Here is a 16,464-nt window from a genome sequence, read left to right on the forward strand (position 1 = left end):
AATTTATTCGGCCCTACCTAGCTCGCCGCGGGCGGGCCGTTCGCCCGTGTGTGGGGGCTTTTACAATCTATGCCCCCCGCCGCGCTGGGGGGGGGCGGGGCGCCGCGCCGCTAGGGGGCGCCGGGCGCGGGGGGGCGCCGCTCCCACATGGCACGGCCTGACTGACGCGCGATGCCCATCCAACCGACTGGTCGATCCGATGATCAAGGCCGAGTCTGTGTGTTGGACCCGCCTCCGCCCAAGGCGCCAACCCGGCGGCCATGTCGCCATTCGATCCCCGAGTCCCCGCGTCGCGGCCACCGTTCGAGCAGCCAGAAGGGAGCACAGAAGACGTGCTACGAGCGATCTTCGAAGACAAGCAGGCCGAGACGCAAAAGGCCGCCGGGCAGCCAAACTCGCCGCAGCAGTCGGCGCCGCAGCGCGACGTAGTGCCGGGCTCCGCTCGCGAGTAAAGGGCTGATTCCCCCTTGCCGCTGGCCATAGGGCAGCAGCGGCCATGCCAAGTGCGCCCAATCGCTCGCCAGGGCGCATGAAACCGGACTTCGACACAACAGGGTGGCCTGAGGAAAAGGCTCAAAGGCTGCTTGTACCATGCTAAGAGCGAACAGAATACAAAGAAGTGTTGGTGATCTTCATGCGGCGATCCTCTCGCGTTGGAGCTGATCCATGACCACCCGTAACCTCTGGCGGATGTCGTCGGCCGGATCCCTCGAACGGCTGGAGAGGCGAACTGAGGAGCTTCCCCCACCCAGGGCCGGGGAAGCGCGCGTGAGGGTCCAGGCCATTGGCCTCAACTTCGCCGACATCTTCGCCTGCCTGGGTCTCTACTCGGCGACGCCGCGGGGCACCTTCGTGCCGGGTCTCGAATGCGCGGGGGTCGTCGAAGCGATCGGCCCGCCCCGTGAAGACGAGGGCTCCAGCGGGAGCGCCCTGTCTCCCGGCGAACCTGTCATGGTGCTCACGCGCTTCGGTGCATACGCGACGGCGCTGAACGCCGAGTCGCGCTATCTGGCTCCAATCCCGGACGGCTGGACGATGGCCGAGGGAGCCGCCTATCCGGTGCAGTCGCTCACCGCCTGGTATGGCCTGATGCACCTGGGCGCGCTCGCGCCCGGTCAGGTCGCGCTCCTACACTCGGCGGCTGGCGGGGTCGGTCTTCATGCCCTCGCGATGGCCCGTGCGACCGGCGCGACCGTGATCGGAACCGTCGGACAGGCCGATAAGATCCCGTTGCTCGAAGCGCGCGGCCTCGCCCGCGGGCAGGTGGTGGTGCGCAAGGCGAAGGGCTTCGGAGCCCAGCTCGATGTCGCGCTGGCCGCGGTCGACGCGACCGGCTTCGACGTCGTCCTGGACGCGATTGCGGGTCCATTCTTTCTTCCGGCGCTCGCGCGGCTGGCGCCCGAGGGGCGCCACGTCCTCTACGGGGCGGCCGACTTCATGCCGAAGGGCAGGCACCCCGACTGGCTGCGGCTCGCCTGGCAGTACCTGCGCCGCCCCCGGCTCGACCCCATGAAGCTCATGGACACGAACAGGAGCGTCATGGGGTTCAATCTCATCTGGCTGTTCGACCGGGCGGATCGGCTGCCAGCGGCGATGTCCGCCGCGCTCGCCCTGAGTCCAGCGCCTCCGCACATCGGCGCACGCTTTCCGTTCGACGAGGTGCCAGAGGCACTGCGCGCCCTCCAAAGCGGCCGCACCATGGGCAAGATCGTCATCGAAGTGTGAGCGGCTCTCACGGAGCGGGAACAGCAGCCCCTTGTGGACTTCCCAATCGTCCCAGCCGACCCAGGGCACGAAGCCCGCTGAGGATCGCGAGCAGGCGCACGGCCGTGGGATTGGGCTTGCCGGTGGCGAGCCAGCGGCGATAGGTGCGGATAGAGACGCAGCAGGCGTGAGCCGCCTCTGCGGTGGACAGGCGCGCGCGATGTTGCAGCGCCTTGAGAACGGTCAGATTGGCCGCGAAGCCTTCGCGGAGGAGTTCTTCCTCAGTCCAGCCAGCCCAGTCCAGTCCTGGCGCGGCCTGGCGCGTCCTGGCACCGCTCAGCCCGGTCTCTGGGATTGCGCATAATGTATAAGCGGTCTGCCCCACCGAAACATCCTGTCAATTCCAATACAAGGGCACAGTAACCCCCCTTACATTGGAACTCAACAATGAAGGGGCAAAATGTCATCGTATGATGACCCTGAAAGGGTAAATCATCCCGCCAGAGGGTATCCAGAGAGGTCGTCATGTCACTCGGAAAAAACATCCGCCGCCTACGGCAAGACAAGGGCTGGTCTCAGGCTCATCTCTCCGAGCAGACCGGCATCAAGATCGGGCACATCTCGACGCTGGAGAAGGACGACGGCAACCCGACGCTGGCAACGCTCTACAAGCTCATGGAGGCGCTAGACTGCTCGCCCGATTCGCTGTTGCTGGATGTTTCGAAGATGAACCGCGACGCGATTCTGAAGCAGACGCTGGAGCGTGCGCTCAAGCTGCCGGAGGCCAACAAGGCCGCCATCATCGAAGTCGTGGACGGCTATTGCCGCGCCTGTGGGATGGAGCAGAACTTTGCCCCTGGCAACAAGTCGTGGCTGGCGGTCTACCTGAAGGCCCCCGAGCGAATCCCGATGGTCGAGGCCGAGGAAGGGAAGGAGTAGGGCAGCGATGGAGCCCGACCCCGGGCCTTGGGTGCCGGCATTCCCCGGATGACTGAAGGCCACGACCGACTGACCACCCCCAACCCCCTCAAGGGGGCTTTCTGGGAGCACGACGAACGAGCAGGGGCCAAGGGGACGCGCGCAAAAGCATTGGATCTCCGAGCGAACGCTGTGCAAGCGCGCTCGGGTCCCGCCGAAGAGTGTCAGAGCTGCCTGAGAGATCGGAGCGTGGCCCCGTCATCCATGACGGGTCCAGGAGAGGCGCGCCGTCGCAGAGCCACACGCCCAGTAGCCGCATAGCGACCGCCGAGCGGATATGAGACAACGCCCGGCGCGCTCTGGCCTGAGCGCTTTAGGGTCTGCAGGGAGGCGGGGGGAAGGGATCGAGCACGAGCGCGATAGATCAGAAGGACGCCGCTGATGGGTGTGCCCGGTCAATGGCACTGGGCAGGGGCCGCTCCCGGCATTGCTGGACGCTCCTCCATCAGCTCCAAGTCGATCCCGACTGGAACCTCGAAGATCCACAGCGCTTCGAGGACCGCGCAGGCGTTGCGGTAGCCATCGACGAGCTTCAGCATGCCCTCGTCCTCGGCCACCACCGGCCCCACGTGCACAATCTCGCCTTTCTCGCGCCCTTGCCAAGGCTCCTCGAGCACCAGCACGAACCGCGCACCTTGACGAAGCCCGCTCATGCTTGAACCCTCAGCATTGCTGCCGCCTCGCGCATCCGATCCAACGCGGCTTCCTCCAAGGCGGGCGGTCCGTCGAGCAGAAACACCCGCAGGCGCTCGGCCTGGCAATCCGCGACTTCCCAGGCCACCCAGACCGGCGAGGGCAGGGCACGCCGAGCGGCCCGGCTGGACCCCCATCGCTGCGAGAGCAGGCATCCCGTCATGGTCACCTCATCATGGGTCGACGCCTCGACCCGATGCCGCACGATCCGCTCGGACGCCGCATCCCAGAACCCCATATGCCACTGCTTCGAACCGCTCATCATGCTCCAATCTCCTCAAACGTGATCCATGACCAATCCACCGCGCACTCCTTGATCCGCCAGCGCGGCGGCTCCCAATGCCCGGTGGCGCGGGAAAGCCAACCGCCGCCCGGTGCCCGAACCGGACGATCCTCGACCGTGAACAGCTCCCGCACCCAGGCCGGACACAGCCGCCAAGAGCGCACCTGACGCGCCGCTTTCGAGAGTCCGCCGTTGCCCGAGAGGCGCGCCCCCGGCGGAATCTGCGGTTTGTACGGGTCATCCAGCTCGGGCGCGCCCTTGGAGGCGTACTTGCTCAGGTAGCCCACGGGCGAGCGGGCCGCCTGGATGTTGGTCGAGCCCCAAGGCCACCAGCCCGCATCATCCGGCTTCGGCAGCTTGTGCCCGCGCGGCAGCCACACGACCACGTGGTAATGCGGCTTGCCGTTCTTCATCAGCTCCATCACCCAGACGTAGCGCGCCCGGATCTTGCGCCGACGCAGATGCTCGCGAAGCGTCTTCATGAACGCCGAGACGTGGCCTGGCTCCCAGTCCTGATCCGGGGCATAGGTCAGCGTCAGGAACACCGCCCAGTAGCGGAAACCGCCGTGCTGAATCTCCTCCTGCAGCAGCCGCGAGGACTCGCGCACGGTGCGCTGCATCCGCTTCAGGCGCGCCGGGTTGCGCTCGAGGGTGCAGGTCTTGCGATCCGCCGACGCAGCGGGGGAGCCGCTGTTTTCGCGGTGCGTGTCACTTGTTTTAGAGGAGACAAGCCCAGGCCCGGCTTCGCCGGCCCGTGCTGGCTCCGCTGTCGCTTCGCCAGGACGGGCCGGCTCGGCCTCTGCCATCATTGCGGCCCACTCATCCCAACAAGCAGCGTCCGAGCCGCGGAACTCCGACAGCGCCTCATCCATGCGCCTGGCTCCCTGGACGCGCCGCCCGCAGCGCGCGCTCCAAGTCCGCGATCCGCGCGCACAGCTGCGCGTTGGCCTCCTGGTAGGCGCTGACTTGCTGGCGGTAGAACACCAGCGCGAAGAACTCGCCCGGTGCGATGCCGCCACGGCGATAGCCCGGCGGGAACAGCAGCCCGTTGTGAACTTCCCAATCGTCCCAGCCGACCCAGGGCACGAAGCCCGCGAGGATCGCGAGCAGGCGCACGGCCGTGGGGTTGGGCTTGCCGGTGGCGAGCCAGCGGCGATAAGTGCGGATGGAGACGCAGCAGGCGTGAGCCGCCTCTGCGGTGGACAGACGTGCGCGCTGTTGCAGCGCCTTGAGAACGGTCAGATTGGCCGCGAAGCCTTCGCGGAGGAGTTGCTCCTCAGTCCAGCCAGCCCAGTCCTGGCGCGGCCTGGCGCCGCTCAGCCCGGTCTCTGGGATTGCGCATAATGTATATTATGTAAAGTAATGGATAAGGCATTCCGCTGAAGTTGGCAAGTCTCACCATGGGAATTGGATCCAGTGTCACAAACACTGGACCTTCTTGGTCCAAGAAGCGGTCCCGCTTCTGGCGCTTGGCCGCAAATCGCCCTCGAAGAAGAGCGCGATCGTCTCACCCAGGAAGCCTTGGCCGATCGCCTGGACGCGGATGAACCGCTGCCCGTCCCACGCTGATGGATGGAGCTGAAGCGGACCAACAAGGCCCTCGCTGATCTGGCGCACCTCCACGAGTCTTGGCGCCGGTGGGCAAACCTGCGGCGGCACGCGCGGTATTTCTTCGCGAGCCAGTGACGCACGACACCCGGATTCTTCAATGTCTGTCATACCGTGCTGGCAGCACCTATAAGGAAGCGTGCCAGCAGCTCGGCTCGAACTGGACGGTTTTTATACTGAGATCTGTCTCAAGTCTTTGGGATACGGTCCAGCGTGGGGCTCGCAGCCGGGTCGTCTTCCGTCTCGGCGTGCGGTCCGACACGTCTTTCCAGCTGCCCTAAGGCGCGCTGCACCGAGATTTCGAATTCCTCGCGCCTGGCCCGCAGGACGCTCAGCTCGTCGCGCAGCGTCCGGTTTTCGGCGACCAAGCGCTCCCTCTCCAGCTTGAGGCTATCGAAACGCTCAGTCATCTCCTTAGATGTCTCGTCACCCGACCTGAGCTGGGCTTTCAGAGCCTCGGCGATCGCGCTAGTACGCTCAAGCTGACTGTCGAGATCCTCGGCTTGACGCTCCGCCGCGGCGGCTCGGGCTTGCGCGGCGCTGAATGCTTGCGTCCGCGACGCTAGCGTCGCGGTCAGCTCCTTCCGCCGGTCGTCGGCCTGCGCCAAAAGGACCTCCTGCCGGGTCCTTGCCTCCCGAGCTTCATTCAGCTCTTTGGCGAGCCTGTCGCGCTCGGCAAGAGCCGTCTTTGTCGCCTGGCGCGCTGCGTCGATCTGTTGCAGCCAAGCGGCCTGATCGCGGTCTCGCGCGTCGCGCTCGTTCTTGAGCAATTCCCCTGTCTGGGTCGCCTCGCGGCTCAGCCGATCGGCCTCCCCTTGGAGTGTTTGCCGTTCCGCCCGTTGCTCATTGAGCTCTTGCTGCAGCTCGGCGTTCAGCGTTTCCGCCGTCGCCGCTGCTGTCTCGGCGCGCCCCCTGGCTTCAGTGACTTCATTCAGCTCGAGCGTCAATGTCTGCTCGCGGCTCTCGAGCGCGCCGATACGCGCCTCGAGCTCCTTGCGCTCCGTCTGCCACTGAGACGCGGCCGTGCCCACCGCCTGTGACCATAGGGTCATCACCGGCTCGACCAGGGGGTCCGGTAGGCGGGGCTCGCGCAAGCGCTCGCCGATCTCCTGCCAAAACTCGTCGAGCGCGCCCAGGATGGTTTGTTGAGCGCCCTGCCCGATCGCTGCGCGTACCCGCTCAGCGGTGGGCCGTTGCCCGCTCTGCAGCAGCTTGAAGGCCGCCTCTTTCGCGAGGGTCCGCGTCTTACTCATGACCATCCTTCTGGGTATTCGGCCCTGCCCAGCCTGCTTTCAGGCTAGATCAGGGGTGGCATTGGTGAAAAACATTAAGATACGTACATTTGTATATTAGCGAAAAACACTAATTCGTGCATTTTTAGTTACGATAATCTATATTCTAGTAACTATTTGCTCGTTGCTGACTTGAGCCAGCTCCCTTCCACCTCCAACCAGGCTCGCCATGTCCGACGCATCCAGGCTCTCCCACCCGCTCGCCCCCTCGAGCGTCAGCTCGCCTTCGGAGGGGGCCGCGCTCGAAGCGGACGACCAAGATCGCCTCGCTCGATACTTCTCCGCGCGTCACGCAAGCTCGACGTTGCGCGCCTATCGCACTGACTGGAAGACCTTCGTCGGCTGGTGCGAGGGCAAAGGGTTGGCGGCCCTGCCCGCGCCCGCAGAAACCATCGCCGCCTTCCTCGCCGCCGAGGCAGATGCGGGACGAAAGATCAGCACCATCCGTCGACGCCTCGCAGCCATCCGCCTTGCACATCGGCTGTGTGGCCATGAGGCGATGACGAGCTCGGACCTGGTGAGAGGAACCGTCCGTGGGATCGCGCGCACACTGGGCTCCGCCCCAGAACAGAAGGCGCCCGCTTTGGCAGAGCAGCTGCGGGCGATGGTGGACGAGCTGGACTGCTCGCGACCGCAGGGCTTGCGCGATCGCGCGCTCTTAACGCTTGGCTTCGCTGGGGCATTCCGCCGCTCGGAGCTGGTCGCGTTGCGGGTTGAAGACCTGGAAGAGACGCCGAAGGGGCTGCGCGTCCATGTGCGGCAGTCGAAAACCGATGCCGAGGGGCACGGACAAGTCGTGCCTGTCGTCCGCGGGGATGTCTATTGCCCGGTGCGTGCCGTTCAGGGTTGGCTGCGGGCCGCTGGCATCAGCGAAGGCTGGGTCTTCCGCCGCATGTATCGCGGCGATCGAGTTGGCGAGCAGGCCCTCACCGCCCATAGCGTTGCGGCAATCGTGAAGCGCTGCGCCCTAGCGGTCGGACTGGACCCGGACCAGTATTCGGGACACAGCCTGCGCTCCGGATTCATGACCTCGGCTGCGCTCTCCAAGGCGAGCCTTTTCAAGCTCATGGAGGTCTCGCGCCACAAAGACCCCAAGACCGTCATGATCTACATACGCCGCAGCAGCGAGTTCGAGGATCATGCTGGCGAGGGGCTGCTCTAGGGAGGAGGGGGCGGCGCGAAGATACTGATCCGCGCTCTTCCCCCGACATCGCGGCCCGGCCCCTCGATCGAGAGGATCCTGCCTGGTGCCCGCCGATCGAACGCGGCCCCTGGTGCAGACGCGCGTCGGATGCGCCTATCCACCGAAAACGAGGAGCGTCAAGGCGGCCTGTCGCACCACGGCGACTGCGGCGACCAGCTCTGGTAGCGAATAGGCAGCATTCGGGGGCTGGCCCCAGAATTTCGCGGGGACGATGCGTTAGCGGCCGCCGCCGAGCTCTTCCTCTTTGCGGCCGAGTCTTCTCGATTACCTTCGCGGGTGCTTCGCTCGGAGTGGCCGCGCTCCCGGCCAAGCGTTGAGAAACGCAGATTGACTCCTATGTCAGTCTGCGATGAAAAGCGAGGATTCCAGATTTCTCGATGTGCTTTACGGCGTGTGCGACGCCCTCTGCGAGGGCCGAGCCCGGGAGTTCGCGCGCGACAACGGGGTGACTCGATTCAAGCGGGACGAGGAGAACACCTTCCTCGTCGATGGCCCTTTCGTCGCGATCAGCCTGGGAGTACCCAGCGTGCGCATTTCCCTGCTTGGGATGACGGATAAGGATGGCAAGCCGCTCGTGGCAGGTCAGGACGCCATCGCCGCACTCTCTGGCAGGCTCATCAACCTCGACTACGAGGCGGTCAAGCGCAAGGTGTTTCCGGACTAGCAACCGCTGATTCGAATCGTCTTCTGGCGATCCCTGCTTCCAGGTGGGCGATGCCGTCGCCCTCCTCCACGCTCTTCACAAGACCCAGATGGGCGCAATCGAGCACGAGGGCGCCCCGCTCGACTGCGCTGGGGTCGACGAGGGTAGACGGGCGCGTCCGCCGAGTCTGATCGATGTGCACCACGGCGCGATTGACCTGGTCGATGCCGGTGCTTTGCTCGGCGGTCGCCGCCTTGATCTCGGCCATCATGTCATCGGCGCGCCGCACCGAGGTCGGGGTCTGACAATCATCGGAACGAAAACTTGCGCCCCGGACAGTTCCTTCCGGCCGGCGCGGTTCGTTCAGGGCCTCGAGTCCTACCGTACCGGGAGGTATCTGACCTGCCCCTCCCACTCTCCATCCACGCTGCAAGAGGCCAGCAGCAGAATGTCGTCGATGGCGGCGCGCAGCGCTACGGTACGCGCGACTTCAAAAACCCCCGGCATGGGCTTGCCCGCACGGACTCGCTCATAGGCGAAGGCCGTAATCGTGGCCACGTCGTGGGTCAGCAGAATGCGACCCTGCTCAGCCGCCCACGCCAGCACGCTCGGTTCATCGGCTCCCGAAAGACCGACGTCTTGGACGCGCACCACATCGATCTCGGGATCTCGCAGACGAACGCCGCGCACGACGTTGTTGTTGAAGTTCTCGTCTGCGAGCAGCCGGATCACATCGCATCCTGCCCGGCTTGGCGCGCCATCAGGCGTGCGCGTATCCCGGTTGGATCGAAGAGTCGCTCGTTCGCCTGCTTGACCTCGGTTGCGCGCTGTTCGCGCTCCCGCAAATAGTCATCGACGGCCGCGGTATGGGCCAGGTAGTAGGCGATGACGGCATAGACCTGGCCGAGGGAGACCGCAGGATACTGTTCTGCGATCTCCTCGGCAGTGGCTCCATCGCTAAAGGCACCAACGACAGTGTCGAGCGTCACACGGGAGTTTCCTACGCGAAAGATGCCGGCGGCATCCGCTGCCAAAGGAGGTGTTTCGGCCGCAACAACCATGCTCATGTCGATTCTCCGAGTCCGTTAATCAGGGTCCTGGCGTTGGCTCGTTGGCCACTGCGAGATACCGATAGAAGGTCGCCCGCGAGATGTCCAGCGTCCTGCAAATCTGCTCGACGCTCAGCTTGTGATCGCGGTGCATCCGGCAGGCGGTCTTCACGCGGGGATCGTTTCGCGTAATCGCCTTACGCCCACCTTTGCGTCCCCGCGCCCGAGCCGCGGAGAGCCTTGCCTTGGTGCGCTCCTGGATCAGCCGTCGCTCGAACTGCGCGAGCGCCGAGAAGATGTGGAAGACCAATTCGCCGGACGCGCTGGTGGTGTCGATGGCACCGTCCCGCAGCGAGCGGAAAGCAACGCCTTTCTCAAAAAGCTCCTGAATCAAGGTCACCAGGTGCGGCATTGACCGGCCAAGTCGATCGAGACGCCAGACCAGAAGCGTGTCTCCCGGCTCGAGTGCGTCGATGCAGGCGTCGAGGCCGGGACGCTGGCTTTTGGCGCCGGAGACCTTGTCGACGAAGATCAGCGCGTCGCGGCAGCCTGCCTCCCGCAACGCATCGAGCTGCAGGTCCGCATCCTGCTCAACCGTGCTCACTCGCGCGTAACCCACCAGTTTTCCCATCAGATCTTCTTCCGTCCGCCTTCTGTCTTGCCTTCACCTCGTCCGCATGGGTAAATGAGACTTTCATTATCGAGACGAGAAGATGCGACAAGTATGGACCGTTCTTGAGGCGGTTGCGAACCCCGTTCGCCCGTCTCGTCAAACGACCCTGCGGGCTCAAACTGACGATCAAGGCCAAGAGGCCGGAGTCGACGCCTAGGGTCCGGGCCAAGCCACTACCAGTGCGCGAGCAGACGGCCGTCCTCGACCTTGGTCTCGAACGCCTTGAGCGGGTGCTTGCCCTTTGCGATGCAGTCGCCGGTGCGGATATCGAACTTCCACTCGTGCTTGGGGCAGGTCAAGGTCAGGCCGTCCAGCGCCAGGTGCGGGATATTGGTGACCTGGTGGGGGCAGTGCGAATCATAGACCTTGTAGGACTCCCCTTCCCGATAGACGAAGACGCTGCGCGAGCCGCAGTCGACGCGCTTGACCTCACCGTCGGTCAGCTCTGAGACCGCGATCACCTCACGCCACTGCGGTTGGGCGTTGATGAGCTCGGGCGAGAACTCCGGGATGTCCATCTCCAGCAGGATCTCCGTCGCCCAGACGATCTTCGCAAGTCCCAGCGCCGGGAAGGCCATCAGCAAGGCGTCGATGATCTCGAGCGGGGTGCAGCCGTCGCGCAGGGCGCGCGTCAGATACTGCTTGAAGCCGTTCTCGGTCTGGACATGGACCTTGGTGATCACGGAGATCAGATCGCGCGTCTTGGGGTCGAGATGCTTGCCGGCGTCCTTGAGGAACTTGAAGTAGTGACCGAGCGCGTCGCCGCGCACCTCCACGAGGTAGTTGAGAGCGTCGCTCATGAGCTGATGTTTCCGATGCTGATGGGTGTTGTTGGAAGGAAGAGGTGCGCCAAGCAAGGATGCGAGGCTGGCCAGGCATCCTGAGGGCGCCCCGCTACCTGGCTGGGGCTAGAACCGCGTACATCATATCCGGCATGTGCTTGGTATCCGTGCCGGCGTGGAAGGGCCAGAGCTTGGCCGTGACGGAGCGAAATTGCCCCTGGGCATAGATCACCTCGACCGCAAAGGTCGTATCCGCCGAGGGCGCGGCCCCCGCCGAGTGCTCCGGGATCAGGATGGTGCAAGACTCACTCGCCGCGCAGCCCCGGAGCTTCAAGCCCTCCTTCCAGTTGGCGGCCGCGCCGATCGCACCACTGTCGCTCGCAGCCAGCAGCGCATTGGCCGCACCCCGCGCGAGCTGTCCGTAGCCGTCGTCATCGGCGGAGTAGATCCCGTTGAAGGAGCCGTCCGTGAAGGTCAGGTCGTAGAGCTCCCCCTGGATCTCGATCCCCCGCACCCCGGTGATCTCGCCGCTTTCCACTTGGAGCGACAGCGCCTGCGCCGAGCAGACCAGTCCAAAGCACAGGATGCCCAGCGCTGGGCCTGATGCCTGTTTGAGCAAAGGTTTGAAAGTCATCGCGTCCTCCCGCAATCAGGTGCCCGAACCCTAGGCGAAGTCTGCGCCACACGCCATGACGGTCATCACTCAGCCCGAGCGGCCGCATGCAGCACGCCAGCCAGCCCGCTGCCAGCCGGATCGCGCGCCATGCTCGAGCGCAATGATCAGTCGGCTTTGAACTTGGCGTGACACTGCTGGCATTTGCGCATCAGCTGTCCCGTAAACTCGGCGAGCGTCGCCATGTCGTCAGTCTCGGCACGGACGGCAAGCTCGTCGAACATCATGTGCGTCGGCGGACCGATCTCCTTGAAGGCTGGAGGCAGCTTCTGCTTGAGCGATTGCGGCGTGCCACGCGTCATCTGCATCCCGGCCTCCCGCGCCGAGCGCATGATCAGGTCCCGGTCTTCCGTGCCGATCCCGGTCAGGATGCCCTGAATGCTGCCCAGCATCGTCCGCATTTCGGAGAGCAGGTGGTGCTTCTCCGAGGCCGTCAGATTCAGACTTTCGCGCCTGTCCAGCTCCTCGCCGCTCCAAGCAGGCATCGTCAGCGAAAGGGATGCAATGAGCGCAAAAACAATTGATTGAGTGGTCTTCTTCATGATGTCTATCCATTAGAGGTGATGTTTCGCCCTGTCCGTACTGGACGGAGCCAGACTGGCGGGGCATCGGATCGTCGTAGAAGGCCGCGTCGTAGAAGGCCGCGTCGTATTGGTCGCTGGCCTCGATCGCCCGCGTGCTCCCGCCGATGCGCATCAGCTCGGGGCGGGACTGCAACGTCTCGTGCAGCGCCCAGTGCTGGTCGCGCAGGCGTTCCAGAACGAGGTCGACATTGTCCAGCAACAGCAAGAGGCGTCTCAATGTAAGACGTACCAGTTGCGATACAAGTAAGGTGATTTCCGGGAAACAGATTCCCCGATGGGCAAAGCGCAGCGTGCCCATCGTCCAGGCGCCTGAGCGACCTGGGTGGGCACGCCCCACAAACGTCTTCCCCATGCGCGCCGGCGTGCCAGGGGCTTTGCCCATCCTCTGGAGGCGCTGTTCTGGGTAGGATCATTTCAGGAAATCGCCTAAGACCTTCCAGCCAGACGCTGGATCTGCCCAGGGAGCAAAGGCCGATGCATTGCCCAGCGGCGGCCTAGCTTCCCGCAAACTCCTGATGATCAGCGGGTATTTCTATCGCCACGATGGGAATTTCCCAATGGATTGCATCAATGGATCGGCCTAGTGTTCGATCCACGCGCAGTCCCCGCACAGCGTCACGATAAGAACGGGGCCGCGCGCGACTGCCCTCGAAGAAGGGCTCATCAACGCCGCAGAGATGAGGAGACCGCCCAAATGCAGATGAAAGCGATTCCCGCAGCCATTCTGGCTGCTCTGCTCGCCACGCCCGTGACGCTTGTCGCCCGAGCCGAAACCCAGTCCGACGCGTCCTCGAAAGGAGCCTATGAGATGGGCCTCTCGCTTCCGTCCTTCGACTGGGCCAGGAAGCCCCGCGATGTCGAGGCGACTCCAACCGAGGCCGCGGCCCAGAGCCAGACGGTTGGCGATGCGGCCATGGCCAAGCCAGATACCCCGGCGATGGCTGCCGGCAAGGCGAAGCCGAATCAATTTTGGTGGCCGGATCAGCTCAACCTCCAGCCGCTGCGTGACCAGGATCCGGCATCCAACCCCTATGGCGAGGACTTCGACTACGCCAAGGCCTTCGCCAGCCTCGATCTGGACGCCGTGAAGAAGGACCTCAAGGCGGTGATGACCACCTCCCAGGATTGGTGGCCAGCCGACTTCGGCCACTATGGGCCCTTCTTCATCCGCATGGCCTGGCACAGCGCCGGCACCTATCGCGTGGCCGATGGGCGCGGCGGCGCCGGTGGCGGACAGCAGCGCTTCGATCCCCTCAACAGCTGGCCAGACAACGTCAATCTCGACAAGGCCCGGCGCCTGCTCTGGCCGATCAAGCAGAAGTACGGCCGCAGCATCTCCTGGGCCGACCTTATGGTCCTGGCGGGCACCGTCGCCATGGAGGACATGGGATTCAAGACCTTCGGCTTCGCCGGCGGACGCCCGGACGACTGGGAGCCTGATATCGTCTATTGGGGTCCAGAGGCAGAGATGATGGGTCGGGAGCGCTACGACACGAAGGGCAAGCTGGAGAGCCCGCTCGCGGCCACGCAGATGGGGCTCATCTATGTCAACCCTGAGGGTCCGGGCGGGAATCCAGACCCGCTCGCGGCCGCCGAGCAGATTCGCTCGGCCTTTGGCCGCATGGCGATGAACGACGAAGAGACAGTCGCCCTGATCGCGGGCGGCCACACCTTCGGCAAGACCCATGGCGCGGGCAAGCCGTCCGAGTGCGTCGGTGCCGAGCCGGCCGCCGCGCCCATCGAGCATCAGGGGCTCGGCTGGGCCAATAGGTGCGGTAAGGGCAATGCCGAGGACACCATCGGCAGTGGCTTGGAGGGGGCCTGGACTGCCGCGCCGACCAAGTGGACGATGATGTACCTGACGAACCTTTTCAGTTTCGACTGGGAGCAGACCCGCAGCCCCGCCGGCGCCATCCAGTGGAAGCCCAAGGACGGAGCTGGCGCCGACACCGTCCCAGACGCCCATGTCGAGGGCAAGCGTCACGCCCCGATGATGTTCACGACCGACCTGGCGCTGAAGGCGGATCCGAAGTACCTCGAGATCTCCAAGCGCTTCCTGGACAACCCGGAGGAATTCGAGCTTGCCTTCGCCCAGGCCTGGTTCAAGCTGACTCATCGCGACATGGGACCGCGCGCCCGCTATCTCGGCTCCCAGGTGCCTAACGAAGTGCTGCTCTGGCAGGATCCCTTACCTGAGGTCGACTATGTGCTGATCGATGCGGCGGACGTCGCCGGTCTCAAGCAGACGATCCTCGACTCCGGCCTCTCGACCGCCGAGCTGGTGCGCACGGCATGGGCGTCGGCCGCGAGCTATCGCGACTCCGACATGCGCGGTGGGGCCAATGGGGGGCGCATTCGACTCGAGCCGCAGAAGGATTGGCCTGTCAATGATCCGGCGGAGCTGGCAAAGGTGTTGGGCACCCTGGAAGGCATCCGGCAGGCATTCAATGAGTCCGCCTCCGATGGCAAGCAGGTCTCGCTCGCCGACCTGATCGTCCTCGGCGGCGCGGCCGCCATCGAGCAGGCGGCGAAGGAGGCCGGCTACGAGGTCGCCGTGCCCTTCGAGCCCGGCCGCACGGATGCCACCCAGGAACAAACCGACGTGGACTCGTTCGCGGTCCTCGAGCCGACGGCGGACGGCTTCCGCAACTACTTCGGCGAGGGCAACCGACTGTCGCCCGCGGAGCTGCTGGTCGACCGCGCCGATCTGCTGGGGCTGACCGTACCCGAGATGACTGCGCTGGTAGGCGGTATGCGGGCCTTGGGGGCGAATGCGGGCGGCGTCACGCATGGCGTCCTCACGGAGCGTCCCGGGACCCTGAGCAACGACTTCTTCGTCAACCTGCTCGACATGTCCGCCAAGTGGTCCAAGTCGGAAGATGCTGAGGGCGTCTACGAGGGACAGGATCGCGCCTCGGGCGAGCTCAAGTGGACGGCCACGCCGGTCGACCTGATCTTCGGGTCGAACGCCGAGCTGCGGGCCGTCGCCGAGGTCTACGGCTCTGCCGACGGCGGCGAGGAATTCGTCCGCGACTTCATCGCCGCCTGGACCAAGGTGATGACCGCCGACCGCTTCGACCTCGAGCGAAGCTGATCGAGACTGGCTCGAGTCGGGTCGCATCCTGGCCCGGCTCGAGCATCGCGGCATGACGATCGAGCACGTCATGAACTGCGAAATATCAGCGTAAAGAGGTCGGAAACAGCGGATACTGGCAGCCCTAGTCCGCCGGCCGAGCGGTCCAGAGCGAGCCGCGCCGCAGTGACTGGCGTCGACGCTTGGCCGCCCGGCGCCGGATCAAAGCGACCTCTTTCAGCTCCAATCGACCATGATCCGCTTTCTTCAGCTCAGCGTGCTCCTGTCAGGGGCGCTGCTCATCTGCGTGGCGCTCGCCGCGCCCCCCGAAACCTTCACCAACGCCCTTGGCATGACCTTCCGCCTGATTCCGGCCGGCAGCTTCCAGATGGGCTGCGATCCGGCTCAACAAAAGTGTCACGAAAGCGAGCTTCCAGAACATCGCGTCCACTTCGCAACAGCCTTCTACCTGGGCGAGACAGAGGTCACGCAGCGCCAATGGGAAGCGGTCATGGGCGAGAATCCCGCCTATTTCAAGCACCCGGACAATCCGGTCGAGCAGGTCACCTGGGAGGACGCCCAGGCCTTCGTGCGCGCCCTGAGCCAGCGCCCGGAGCTCGGCGGTGGCTATCGCCTACCCAGCGAGGCCGAGTGGGAATATGCCGCCCGCGCGGGCACCCAGGGCGACTACTGGTTCGGGGACGGCGACGACGAGGCACTGCTCGGCCGATCCATGTGGTACCTCTTCTCGTCTCAGGAGCATCCCCATCCGGTTGCCCAAACGCCGGCGAATCCCTGGGGGCTCTATGACGTGCACGGCAACGTCCTGGAATGGGTAGCCGACTGCTACCACCAGAGCTATGTCGGCGCCCCGGCCGACGGCAGCGCCTGGACGCATGATTGCGAGCGCCTGGACAGTGGCGAGCCGGCCCGACTGCTGCGTGGCGGTGCCTGGTATCTCTACCCAGAAGGCGCCCGCTCCGCCTTCCGATTCCGCTACGGCCCATCCGTGCGCCACTACGGGTTCGGACTGCGCCTCGCAAAGTCCATCGAAGCCGCCGACCAATAGAGTCGGCCTCCTCCACTCCGCCCACCCCGTCCGAGCCGCCAGCCAAGGCAAGCTACCCCATGAAGACCTTTCTCGACTGCGGAGAGTAAGCCGGGTCCTTGCCGCCGTTTAGGCCGAAGTTGGTGTTCTCTGTTTGCCGCCTGGTTTCCCGGCGGT

At 64.9% G+C, this 16,464-nt stretch carries 19 protein-coding genes; 6 read left to right on the forward strand and 13 right to left on the reverse strand.

What is annotated here, in order from left to right; translation table 11 throughout:
- Positions 1-666: 666 nt before the first annotated feature.
- Complete coding sequence (locus G3446_RS22860) at positions 667-1,725, forward strand: zinc-binding dehydrogenase (protein WP_164455641.1); 1,059 nt, start codon at positions 667-669, stop codon at positions 1,723-1,725.
- Between the two features lie 7 nt (positions 1,726-1,732).
- Here the strand turns inward: G3446_RS22860 and G3446_RS22865 are convergent, their stop codons facing one another.
- Positions 1,733-2,089: a helix-turn-helix domain-containing protein gene (locus G3446_RS22865; RefSeq protein WP_164455642.1), complete on the reverse strand. Its 357-nt coding sequence runs from the start codon at positions 2,087-2,089 to the stop codon at positions 1,733-1,735.
- A 140-nt stretch (positions 2,090-2,229) separates the two neighbouring features.
- On the opposite strand from G3446_RS22865, the gene G3446_RS22870 reads away from it, so the two are divergent.
- Positions 2,230-2,643 carry a helix-turn-helix domain-containing protein gene (locus G3446_RS22870; RefSeq protein ID WP_164455644.1) on the forward strand — a complete coding sequence of 138 codons (414 nt, stop codon included), beginning with the start codon at positions 2,230-2,232 and terminating at the stop codon, positions 2,641-2,643.
- 434 nt (positions 2,644-3,077) lie between these two features.
- Here G3446_RS22870 and G3446_RS22875 read toward each other — a convergent pair whose 3' ends face one another.
- The 5 genes from G3446_RS22875 to G3446_RS22895 all read right to left on the reverse strand — a co-directional run bounded on the left by G3446_RS22875 (position 3,078) and on the right by G3446_RS22895 (position 6,519).
- On the reverse strand, positions 3,078-3,335 hold the full coding sequence (locus G3446_RS22875; protein ID WP_164455646.1) for a hypothetical protein: 258 nt from the start codon (positions 3,333-3,335) through the stop codon (positions 3,078-3,080).
- Positions 3,332-3,640 (reverse strand): hypothetical protein, encoded by a 309-nt coding sequence (locus G3446_RS22880; protein WP_164455648.1) that lies wholly within the window; start codon positions 3,638-3,640, stop codon positions 3,332-3,334. The genes G3446_RS22875 and G3446_RS22880 overlap by 4 nt, the downstream gene beginning before the upstream one ends.
- Positions 3,637-4,530 (reverse strand): rolling circle replication-associated protein, encoded by an 894-nt coding sequence (locus G3446_RS22885; RefSeq protein ID WP_164455650.1) that lies wholly within the window; start codon positions 4,528-4,530, stop codon positions 3,637-3,639. The genes G3446_RS22880 and G3446_RS22885 overlap by 4 nt, the downstream gene beginning before the upstream one ends.
- Complete coding sequence (locus tag G3446_RS22890; protein WP_164455652.1) at positions 4,523-4,774, reverse strand: hypothetical protein; 252 nt, start codon at positions 4,772-4,774, stop codon at positions 4,523-4,525. Before G3446_RS22890 ends, G3446_RS22885 begins: the two co-directional genes overlap by 8 nt.
- Before the next feature lie 680 nt (positions 4,775-5,454).
- Entirely contained in the window at positions 5,455-6,519 is a 1,065-nt protein-coding gene (locus tag G3446_RS22895) for a DNA-binding protein (protein WP_164455654.1), read from the reverse strand.
- A gap of 208 nt (positions 6,520-6,727) precedes the next feature.
- Between G3446_RS22895 and G3446_RS22900 the strand changes: the two genes are divergently transcribed.
- Entirely contained in the window at positions 6,728-7,720 is a 993-nt protein-coding gene (locus tag G3446_RS22900) for a tyrosine-type recombinase/integrase (protein ID WP_164455657.1), read from the forward strand.
- 391 nt (positions 7,721-8,111) lie between these two features.
- Positions 8,112-8,426, forward strand: a complete 315-nt coding sequence (locus G3446_RS22905) for a hypothetical protein (RefSeq protein WP_164455659.1) — start codon at positions 8,112-8,114, stop codon at positions 8,424-8,426.
- Here the strand turns inward: G3446_RS22905 and G3446_RS22910 are convergent.
- From G3446_RS22910 to G3446_RS22940, 7 genes are all read right to left on the reverse strand, one after another.
- Positions 8,401-8,676 (reverse strand): hypothetical protein, encoded by a 276-nt coding sequence (locus G3446_RS22910; protein ID WP_164455661.1) that lies wholly within the window; start codon positions 8,674-8,676, stop codon positions 8,401-8,403. The genes G3446_RS22905 and G3446_RS22910 overlap by 26 nt on opposite strands.
- A gap of 107 nt (positions 8,677-8,783) precedes the next feature.
- Positions 8,784-9,137 carry a DUF5615 family PIN-like protein gene (locus tag G3446_RS22915; protein WP_164455663.1) on the reverse strand — a complete coding sequence of 118 codons (354 nt, stop codon included), beginning with the start codon at positions 9,135-9,137 and terminating at the stop codon, positions 8,784-8,786.
- The gene (locus G3446_RS22920) at positions 9,134-9,472 is read right to left on the reverse strand and encodes a DUF433 domain-containing protein (RefSeq protein WP_164455665.1); all 339 of its coding nucleotides are present in this window, start codon (positions 9,470-9,472) and stop codon (positions 9,134-9,136) included. The genes G3446_RS22915 and G3446_RS22920 overlap by 4 nt, the downstream gene beginning before the upstream one ends.
- 22 nt (positions 9,473-9,494) lie before the next feature.
- A complete protein-coding gene (locus G3446_RS22925) occupies positions 9,495-10,085 on the reverse strand; it encodes a recombinase family protein (protein ID WP_164455666.1) in 591 nt (196 codons plus the stop codon).
- 215 nt (positions 10,086-10,300) lie between these two features.
- The gene (locus G3446_RS22930) at positions 10,301-10,927 is read right to left on the reverse strand and encodes a Rieske 2Fe-2S domain-containing protein (protein WP_164455668.1); all 627 of its coding nucleotides are present in this window, start codon (positions 10,925-10,927) and stop codon (positions 10,301-10,303) included.
- A 94-nt stretch (positions 10,928-11,021) separates the two neighbouring features.
- The gene (locus tag G3446_RS22935; protein WP_164455670.1) at positions 11,022-11,543 is read right to left on the reverse strand and encodes a hypothetical protein; all 522 of its coding nucleotides are present in this window, start codon (positions 11,541-11,543) and stop codon (positions 11,022-11,024) included.
- Positions 11,544-11,689: 146 nt separating this feature from the next.
- On the reverse strand, positions 11,690-12,124 hold the full coding sequence (locus G3446_RS22940) for a hypothetical protein (RefSeq protein WP_164455672.1): 435 nt from the start codon (positions 12,122-12,124) through the stop codon (positions 11,690-11,692).
- 955 nt (positions 12,125-13,079) lie between these two features.
- Here G3446_RS22940 and katG point away from each other — a divergent pair.
- Both katG and G3446_RS22950 read left to right on the forward strand, forming a co-directional pair.
- Entirely contained in the window at positions 13,080-15,260 is a 2,181-nt protein-coding gene (gene katG / locus G3446_RS22945) for a catalase/peroxidase HPI (protein WP_164455676.1), read from the forward strand.
- A 232-nt stretch (positions 15,261-15,492) separates the two neighbouring features.
- A complete protein-coding gene (locus tag G3446_RS22950) occupies positions 15,493-16,308 on the forward strand; it encodes a formylglycine-generating enzyme family protein (RefSeq protein ID WP_164455674.1) in 816 nt (271 codons plus the stop codon).
- The last annotated feature ends 156 nt before the right edge of the window (positions 16,309-16,464 follow it).

This window comes from Thiorhodococcus minor, from assembly GCF_010820565.1.
GTDB classification, from domain to species: Bacteria; Pseudomonadota; Gammaproteobacteria; order Chromatiales; family Chromatiaceae; genus Thiorhodococcus; species Thiorhodococcus minor.

Coding starts and splice junctions, on each gene's coding strand:
- G3446_RS22940 (WP_164455672.1), bottom strand. CDS start 12,124: ATGAAGAAGACCACTCAATCAATTGTTTTTGCGCTCATTGCATCCCTT.
- G3446_RS22885 (WP_164455650.1), bottom strand. CDS start 4,530: ATGGATGAGGCGCTGTCGGAGTTCCGCGGCTCGGACGCTGCTTGTTGG.
- G3446_RS22860 (WP_164455641.1), top strand. CDS start 667: ATGACCACCCGTAACCTCTGGCGGATGTCGTCGGCCGGATCCCTCGAA.
- G3446_RS22930 (WP_164455668.1), bottom strand. CDS start 10,927: ATGAGCGACGCTCTCAACTACCTCGTGGAGGTGCGCGGCGACGCGCTC.
- G3446_RS22905 (WP_164455659.1), top strand. CDS start 8,112: ATGAAAAGCGAGGATTCCAGATTTCTCGATGTGCTTTACGGCGTGTGC.
- G3446_RS22870 (WP_164455644.1), top strand. CDS start 2,230: ATGTCACTCGGAAAAAACATCCGCCGCCTACGGCAAGACAAGGGCTGG.
- G3446_RS22895 (WP_164455654.1), bottom strand. CDS start 6,519: ATGAGTAAGACGCGGACCCTCGCGAAAGAGGCGGCCTTCAAGCTGCTG.
- G3446_RS22950 (WP_164455674.1), top strand. CDS start 15,493: ATGATCCGCTTTCTTCAGCTCAGCGTGCTCCTGTCAGGGGCGCTGCTC.
- G3446_RS22910 (WP_164455661.1), bottom strand. CDS start 8,676: ATGATGGCCGAGATCAAGGCGGCGACCGCCGAGCAAAGCACCGGCATC.
- G3446_RS22925 (WP_164455666.1), bottom strand. CDS start 10,085: ATGGGAAAACTGGTGGGTTACGCGCGAGTGAGCACGGTTGAGCAGGAT.
- katG (WP_164455676.1), top strand. CDS start 13,080: ATGGCCAAGCCAGATACCCCGGCGATGGCTGCCGGCAAGGCGAAGCCG.
- G3446_RS22900 (WP_164455657.1), top strand. CDS start 6,728: ATGTCCGACGCATCCAGGCTCTCCCACCCGCTCGCCCCCTCGAGCGTC.
- G3446_RS22875 (WP_164455646.1), bottom strand. CDS start 3,335: ATGAGCGGGCTTCGTCAAGGTGCGCGGTTCGTGCTGGTGCTCGAGGAG.
- G3446_RS22880 (WP_164455648.1), bottom strand. CDS start 3,640: ATGATGAGCGGTTCGAAGCAGTGGCATATGGGGTTCTGGGATGCGGCG.
- G3446_RS22920 (WP_164455665.1), bottom strand. CDS start 9,472: ATGAGCATGGTTGTTGCGGCCGAAACACCTCCTTTGGCAGCGGATGCC.
- G3446_RS22935 (WP_164455670.1), bottom strand. CDS start 11,543: ATGACTTTCAAACCTTTGCTCAAACAGGCATCAGGCCCAGCGCTGGGC.